The organism is Streptomyces sp. NPDC058289, from assembly GCF_042880975.1.
In the GTDB taxonomy this organism is placed as follows: domain Bacteria; phylum Actinomycetota; class Actinomycetes; order Streptomycetales; family Streptomycetaceae; genus Streptomyces; species Streptomyces stoeckheimensis.
Window position 1 is genome coordinate 54899 of the sequence record NZ_JBHVYI010000055.1, and the last position, 7388, is coordinate 62286.

Sequence of the window (7388 nt, forward strand, 5' to 3'; positions counted from 1 at the left end):
GCGCACACGTCGCGCACGGCGCACGCATCGCAGGCTTCCGCACGCGCAACCGCGCGCCGCCCGGGTTGGTTTCGGGCGGCGCGCGGAGCGTACGGGAGCGTCGTGCCGGGGATCAGGCGTAGACGCCGAAGCGGAACAGGGAGTAGCCGTAGCCGGTGCCCCGTTGGGTCAGGTCGAGGCGTACGTAGCGGCCCGACGCGGAGACGTCGAAGTCGTCGATGCCGCCGTCACCGTTCGAAGTGGCGTAAGTCGTCCTCCAGTTCTGGCCGTCGTCCGACACCTTGATGGTGTACGCCTTGCCGTACGCGGTCTCCCACACCAGCTGGGCGTGCTTGAGCTGCTTCACCGACCCCAGATCCACCTGGAGCCACTGGGCGTCGGAGCACGTGGTCGCCCAGCGGGTGGTGTTGTTGCCGTCCGTGGCCAGTTGGGGACCGCAGGGGCAGCCGCCGTAACCGTCGTTCTGGAACGTCGAAGCCGTCGTGGGCCGGTTCAGCGCCACGTTCGTGCCCGATACCGGCGGCGGGACCACCTTCACCGAGCGCTGCTCGACGCCCACGTTGCCGCGGCCGTCCTTGGCCTTGACGTACAGCTTCCAGTTGCCGGTCTTCGCCGGGGCCGTGACCTTGAGCGTGCCGTTGCCGAGGTTCGTCGAGGGAACGGAGACCAGGCCGCCGCCCCCGTCGACGTACTTGCTGCCCCAAAGGACCTCGTAGGCGAGCCGGTCGCCCTCGGGGTCGGTGGCCGGAGCCTGGATGGTGATCTCCTTGCCGGCCGGGACGGCGCCCGGATCGGCCACGGAGGGGACGGAGACCGTCGGCGGGAGGTTGTCGCCCGCCGTGTTGCCGCCGTAGGCGCGCTTGACCGCGTGGTACATCTTGCGGCGCTCCCCGGCCGGGGTCAGGTTGAACCAGTGCCCGCCGAAGTCGTACTCGGTGCCGTAGTGGAAGACCGTGGCACCCAGCGCCACCCCCTGGTGGGCCTTCACGCAGTTCCAGGCGTTGGTGTAGCCGTCCGCCTTGGCCTGGTCGCCGGGCTCGAGCGGGACGCCGTTGGCGTCGTTCGGAACCTCCCACTCGCCCGCCGGGCCGGTCTCGGTGATGATGTACGGCTTGGTGTAACCACCTTGCTGCCAGGCCGCCTTGATCCCGCAGACCTCCTTGTAGGAATTGACCGCGTAGAGGTCCAGGTCGGGCGAGTTGCGCTTGTAGTACGTCCAGGCGCCCACCCAGGCGTCGGTGGAGGTGACCGGGTGGTTGGCGTCGATGCGGTGGATGGCCTTCGCCACGTCGTTCACGAACGTCGTGTACGCGCCGCGCTGGTTCTCCAGCTCGGTGCCGGAATAGCAGTTCTGCAGGCCGAGCACCGACTCGTTGCCGACGTTCCACATCAGGACGGCCGGGTTGTCGCGGTAGGTCTGCACCCACTTGGTGAACTCGGCCAGCATGGTGTTCTTGTACGTCGTGTCCGTGACGTAGTTCGTGCAGCCTCCGCTGCCCGGACCACCGCCGGCCTGGAACCAGAAGCCGGCCACGACCTTGATGTCGTTCGCGTTGGCGGCGTCGAACAGCTGGGCGCTGCTGCCGTCGGTGCCCCAGGTGCGGAGGGTGTTGGCGCCCAGCGACTTCACGTCGGGGAGCAGGCGCGCGGCGTCGGCGGGAGAGGGTCCCCAGGTGACGCCCTTGACGAGGTACGGAGAACCGTTCACGGTCAACTGCCAGTTGCCCTGGGATCCGGTCACCTTGACCACGCTGCCGGCGGCTTGCGCCGGGGCGGCGGGGACAAGGGTCACGGCTCCCGCGAGCAGCGCGGCGGTGGCCACGGTGCTGCGCATGCGGGAGAGCATGCAGGAACATCCTCGGGAGGATGTGGGGGAGTGGGCGCCCTACGGGAGACGGCCGTCGGGGCCCAGCACGGTGCCGGCCTCCGGGTGGAACTGGTCGTAACCGCGGTTGTTGCACTGCAGCCCGCCCTTGATGCAGTGCTCGACCATGGCGTTCAGGGTGCGCTCGTCCCACGCGTTGAAGAAGTCGTAGTGGAAGGAGTGGCCGGACCCGCTGGACAGCCTGACCTGGGACATGTCCCCGCTGACCGGGAAGGCCATCTTGAACTCGACCATCGGGACCGCGACCGGGTGGGAGGCGGGGCAGACGTTGTCGTTGTTGCCCGGCTTGGTGACCGGGTAGGCCATGTGAGCCTTGTGGTCCGGGACGTCGAGGTTCTTGCCGTCCCAGCAACTGGGCGACTGCATACGGATGTTGAGCTGGCTGCCGACCGGGCAGTTGGCCGGGAACTCGGTGTTCTTGAAGCTTTCACCGCACTCCCAGCCCTCGACCCAGCCCTTGTGCGCGCGGAACTCCGCCGCGGTCTGGGTCGGGCTGCCGACGAGGAAGCGCAGTCCCTTGGGGAAGGGGCGCACGCTCGTGTAGTCGGTGACCCCGGTCTTGTAGTAGATGACCTGGGGGCCGGTGGGCAGGACCTTCTGGCTGCCGTTGAGGAGCGTCGGCATCCAGTAGCCGGACAGGTCGCCGAGTGCGGTGCAGGCCGTACTGCCGGCGCTCAGGGAGGCGGTGGTGCTGTTGCCGTCCGTGCCGGTGTTGCCCATGAAGGTGTGGTCGTGCGAGGCGCCGGGCCGCCCGGCGTACACGATCGGGTCGTCGGGCGCGGTCTTGGTGACCGAGCAGTTGGCCTGGAACTCGTGGAAGTAGCGGTCCGGCGGGTTGTTCCAGGACGGGGTCACGCCGGTGACCTGCGGAACGGCCGGGATGTAGCCGTCGCCGTCGGGGTCGTCGCCCCCGGCGACCGCAGCCACGGCGGAGTGGTCCATGTTCATGTGGACGGCGCCGGAGTCGGGCGAGGCCTGTGCGGTGAGCGTGGTGGCGCCGAGTCCGGCGGCCGCGGTCACGGCGATGGCCGCCGAGACCAGGAGGGCGGACAGGGTCCGCGGTCGGAGATGCATCGTTCAGCTCCTTCTGGAGGGAGGGGAGGAAGAGGGCGCAGGGTTGGGAGAGCGCTCTCTCGGGTGCCCCGGAAAACGCGGGGCGGCCGGTGGCCGCCCCGCGAACCGGGCGTCAGGGGTTGATCAGGGGAAAGAGACGACGGTGGAGGGGGTGGTCGAGGTGCCCGAGGTCGGCGCGCCCGTGTTGTTGATGACGTGCTCGTACTGGCCGTTGCCGCCGAGCGAGACCACGAGGATGTCGTGGAACTTCACGCCGGGCTTCACCGGCACCTGGAAGCCGTGGTCCTGACGGATCGTCGGGTCCACGTTGTAGTAGCAGTAGCTGCCCAGGCCCCAGCCCTCGTGGGTGTTGACCGAGTCGGCGACCTTGTAGGCGGCGTATCCCTTGACCGAACCGTTCTGGATCGCGGCCTGGTTGGGGGCGTCGTACGCCTTCTCGTTCTGGAAGAAGATCGTGCGGCCGCGCTCGCCGTTCCACTCCACGTCGTACTTGTTGAAGTGCTCGACGAACAGGCCGGTGGCCAGCACGTCGTCACCGTTGACACGGAACCCGTAGTCGGAGCGGTTGGTCTCCCAGCCCACGCCGTCGCCGTGGTCGGCGCGCCAGATCCAGGTGTGGTCGACGATCGTGTCGTGGTTGTTGATCACCATGCCGACCGTGGCCTTGCCCGCGCCCGCGCCGCCGACGCGGATGAACACGTCCTGGACGGTGGTCGGGTTCGCGGCGTGGTCCGTGGTGGTGCCGGCCGGGCCGACCTCCAGCAGGCTGGGGGAGTTGACCTGGCCCGCGTCGACCAGGAAACCGGCGAGCTTGACCCCGTCGACGTCGCCGACCTTCATCGCCGTCACCCCGTTGTCCGGGATGATGGTGGCGAGGCCGAGGCCCAGGACGACCGTGTCCGCGCGGTTGACCTGGATGGTCTGGTTGACGTGGTAGACGCCCGGGGTGAAGAGCAGGTGCAGGCCCTGGGCCAGTGCCTGGTTCATCGTCGCGGCGCTGGTGCCGGGCTTGACCACGTAGAACTGGCTCAGCGGGATCGAGGAGCCCTGCGGGGCTCCGTTGCCCCAGGAGGTGCCGCGGGCGTTGGTGCGCTTGGCGGGGACGAACACCTTGTACTCGGAGCCGTCCAGGTACAGGAACGGCTTCTCGCGGGAGACCGGGGTGGTGTCGAGGGTGGTGTAGCGCGGCTCGGGGAAGCTCTGCGCGGGCGCGCCCTGGGTGCCGGAGAAGACCTGGTTCCAGACGCCGTTGGACCAGCCTCCGATGGAGCTGTCACGGGTGTACCACTGCTGCTGCGAGTAGTTGCCGACCTGGCCGTCGATCTTCGAGTCGGCGATGTAGCCGCCCGAGGCCCAGCCGTAGCCGTTCGGGGCGAGGTTGAGACCCCCCTTGATGTGCATCCGGCGGAACGGCGCGGCCTGCGAGACGGCCCAGCGGTTGGTGCCGCTGACCGGGTTGAGGGCCAGGTTCTCGGCCGAACGCCAGAAGTTCTGGGTGGCGTTGCCGCCGAACCAGCCCGCGTCCACGGTCACGTCGCCGTTGATGGTGGTGTCGTCCGGGTTCAGCCCGAGGCCGGAGACCGAGGTGTAGAAGCCGATCTGGGCGTTGAGGCCGTTGTATGTACCCGGCTTGAAGAGGAACTGGTAGCGCCCGGAGCCGAACTGCGCCGACTCCTGCTGGGCGAAGACCTCGTCCAGCTTGGCCTGGATGTTCGGCGTGGACGGGTCGAAGACGATCACGTTGGGGCCGAGGTCGCCGCCGCCGGGCAGCTGCGGGCCGGTGCCCCCGGTGCCGTAGACCTGGAACTCCCAGAGGGAGTAGCCGTATCCGGTGGTCCGCTGGGTGCCGTACACGCGGACGTAGCGGGCGGTGCCGGTGATGTCGTGGGTCTGCACGCCGCCCGTGCCGTTGGCCGTGGAGTAGGCCGTGGTCCAGTTCGTGCCGTCCGTGGACAGCTCGACGCGGTACGCCTTCGCGGCGGCGGTCTCCCAACGCAGGACGACCTGGCTCAGCTGAGCGGCCGCGCCGAGGTCGACCTGTATCCATTGCGGATCGGCGAACTGGCTCGACCAGCGGGTCCCGTTGTTGCCGTCGACGGCCGCGGAAGCGGGGGTGCCGGCGCCCTCGGAGGAGGAGGCGGTGGCGGGCTTGCCCTGGGAGAGGAGCGTGGGCGCAGCGGTCGCCGCGGTGCTCGGCAGGAGCACGAGGAGGGCCGCGACCAGGGCGGCCGCGAGGGAAGCCACGGTCAGCCGGGACGGTCGCGAGACGCGGCGCGCCGGGTGGGGTGGGTGGGCGGAGAGGAGGGGCATGCGGGGCTACTCCTGACGTTGTGGATCCGGGGGGATCGAAGCGTGAGTGAACTGCCCGGCGCCGGGGCCGTCAAGGGTTTGAGCGTTCATGAACTGAAGATCCAATGACATGTCAAACGCGCATCAGGCCTGTGAACTTGGAGTTTCTTCAATCCTTGTGAAAAGTATTGACGAAAAAACTTTGCACAACTCTACTGAGGCTCTGACCGCTCCGTCTCGCCGTGCCCGCTACGGCGGGGCGGGGCTCTGGTCGGGAATCTTCGCCACGTTCGGAGAGTGGGCCCGGATGGGCTGCGCGATGCCGTCGTGCGTTCGCTACTTGTCGTCAGGGAAGGTCGGGGACGGTGCCGCAGTCCGCCCAGGTCACCTCGGTGCCGGGAAGCGTCGCCGACCAGGGTGCGGCCAGGGCCGCCAGGGTGCCCGCGTCCGGAGGCGTGTGGCCGAGGCCGATCGCGAAGCGGGCCAGGGTCGGGGTCCGCTCGAAGGGCCGGGGCCAGGCGTGGGCCTCCATGCACCCCGCCTCCGCCAGGGCGCCGAGCAGGGCGCGCAGCCGGCCGCGGGCGCGGCCCAGGTTGTCCTCGAAGTCGTGGGGCCGGGAACCCGTCACGGTGACCACGGCCCAGGCGGCGTGCCGGCGGTGCGGGGGCGTGGCGGCGGCAACGGCGTCGGCGAGCCCTGCCGCGGGGCTCTCCTCCAGCGCCTCCCACGCGGCGAACAGCTCCCGCGTCAGCAACTCGGCCATTCCCGTGGTGACTTGGCCGGTGCAGCTACGGACCGGGGAGGAGGGGGTCAAGACGGTGACGGGGTCACTGGCCGCGCACTCGGCTGCGCCCTGGACGGCCGGCGCGGCCTGCGGCAGGTCCAGGGTCACCGGGGTGCGCCAGTCCCAGGCGGCCCAGGTGGCGAAGAAGGCGCGGAGCAGGGGCCCGGGGGAGAGGTCGGGGGCGGAGCGGACCGTGTGGGCGGCCAGCACCGACCAGGCGAGTCCCGGCAGGCCGCCGAAGGGCGCCGAGTCCAGACCCCGGGACCGGGCCCAGGCCTTGACCTCGCGCGCCAGCAGCGCGAACGCCGCGTGCTCCGGGCCCACGAAGTCCCGTACCGCCTCGGCGTCGCTCACCGCACTCAGCGCCACCGCCGCGGCCTCGCCCAGCTCCGCCCGCCGGGCGACGGCCCGCTCCGGCGGCACCGACCCGGTGGCGACCACCACCAGGTCCACGTCCAGCCCGGCGACGCCGAGCCGCAGGCCCGGCACCCGGGCGCCGGTCACCTCGCGGAGCCGCTCGGCCTCGGGGAGGGCCGACGCGACCCGCGCCCGCACTCCCGCCAAGTCGACGGCGCCGGGCAGGGCCACGACCAGGTCCAGATCGGAGCCCGCCCCCGCACACCCCATCCGGCGCGAGCCGGCCACGCACACGACCCCCTCGGGCAGCGCCGCGGCGATCCGCGCGGCGAGGTCCGCGGCGTCGGCCTCGGCCCCACCCCTGGCGCCCGCCGACCCCGCGTCGCCCGGCCCGGGCGGCGCGGGGCGCGTCGGGTCGGGGGTCCAGTGGGTTGTTCCGGTGCCGAGCTCCACCGTGGCGCGGATCTCCATCGGGCCGTCCCCGCGCCGGGACAGCACGGCGAGCGAGGCCACGCGGGCCGAGCGGCCCTCGCCGAGGCGCGCCGCGAACTCGCGTTCCGCGCGCCGGGGGTCGGGGCTGCGGCCCAGGGTCAGGTGTGGTGTGAAGCCCTCGGCCCGGCCCGGGCAGCCCGGGAACCGCGCCGCCAGGGCCCGCCGCATCGCCTGCCACGGCGCGTCACCGGCCGCGGCCGGGTCCAGCCACAAGGTCGGGCCGAAGCCGTACACGCCCTCCAGGCGCGCCGTGAACGGGGCCGTTTCCGCGGCCGCTTCGGCCAGCAGGGGCAGCGCCGCCTCGAAGGAGGACTCCGGTACGAAGCCGAAGAGCAGGTTCACGTGCGCGGGCCAGCGCTCCGCCTGCGGGTCGTGCGCGCGGCGCAGCGCCTCCACCGCCTCGTCCGGCGGCGGGCGCCCAGGCCCCCCCCGGCCCCCCCGGGGCGGGGGGGGCGGGGACCCCCGGCCCGGACCACCCCCCACCGCCGGGGGCCGGGCGGGCGGGCA

The 7388-nt window shown here is 71.4% G+C and carries 4 protein-coding genes; all 4 read right to left on the reverse strand.

Annotated features, from left to right (window positions below):
* Positions 1-112 precede the first annotated feature (112 nt).
* Complete coding sequence (locus tag ACFVX6_RS26115) at positions 113-1834, reverse strand: discoidin domain-containing protein (RefSeq protein ID WP_389695345.1); 1722 nt, start codon at positions 1832-1834, stop codon at positions 113-115.
* 51 nt (positions 1835-1885) lie between these two features.
* Positions 1886-2959 (reverse strand): DUF1996 domain-containing protein, encoded by a 1074-nt coding sequence (locus tag ACFVX6_RS26120; RefSeq protein ID WP_389695347.1) that lies wholly within the window; start codon positions 2957-2959, stop codon positions 1886-1888.
* Between the two features lie 123 nt (positions 2960-3082).
* On the reverse strand, positions 3083-5269 hold the full coding sequence (locus ACFVX6_RS26125) for a discoidin domain-containing protein (protein ID WP_389695349.1): 2187 nt from the start codon (positions 5267-5269) through the stop codon (positions 3083-3085).
* 325 nt (positions 5270-5594) lie between these two features.
* Positions 5595-7364 carry a poly(A) polymerase gene (locus ACFVX6_RS26130; protein WP_389695355.1) on the reverse strand — a complete coding sequence of 590 codons (1770 nt, stop codon included), beginning with the start codon at positions 7362-7364 and terminating at the stop codon, positions 5595-5597.
* Positions 7365-7388: the final 24 nt, after the last annotated feature.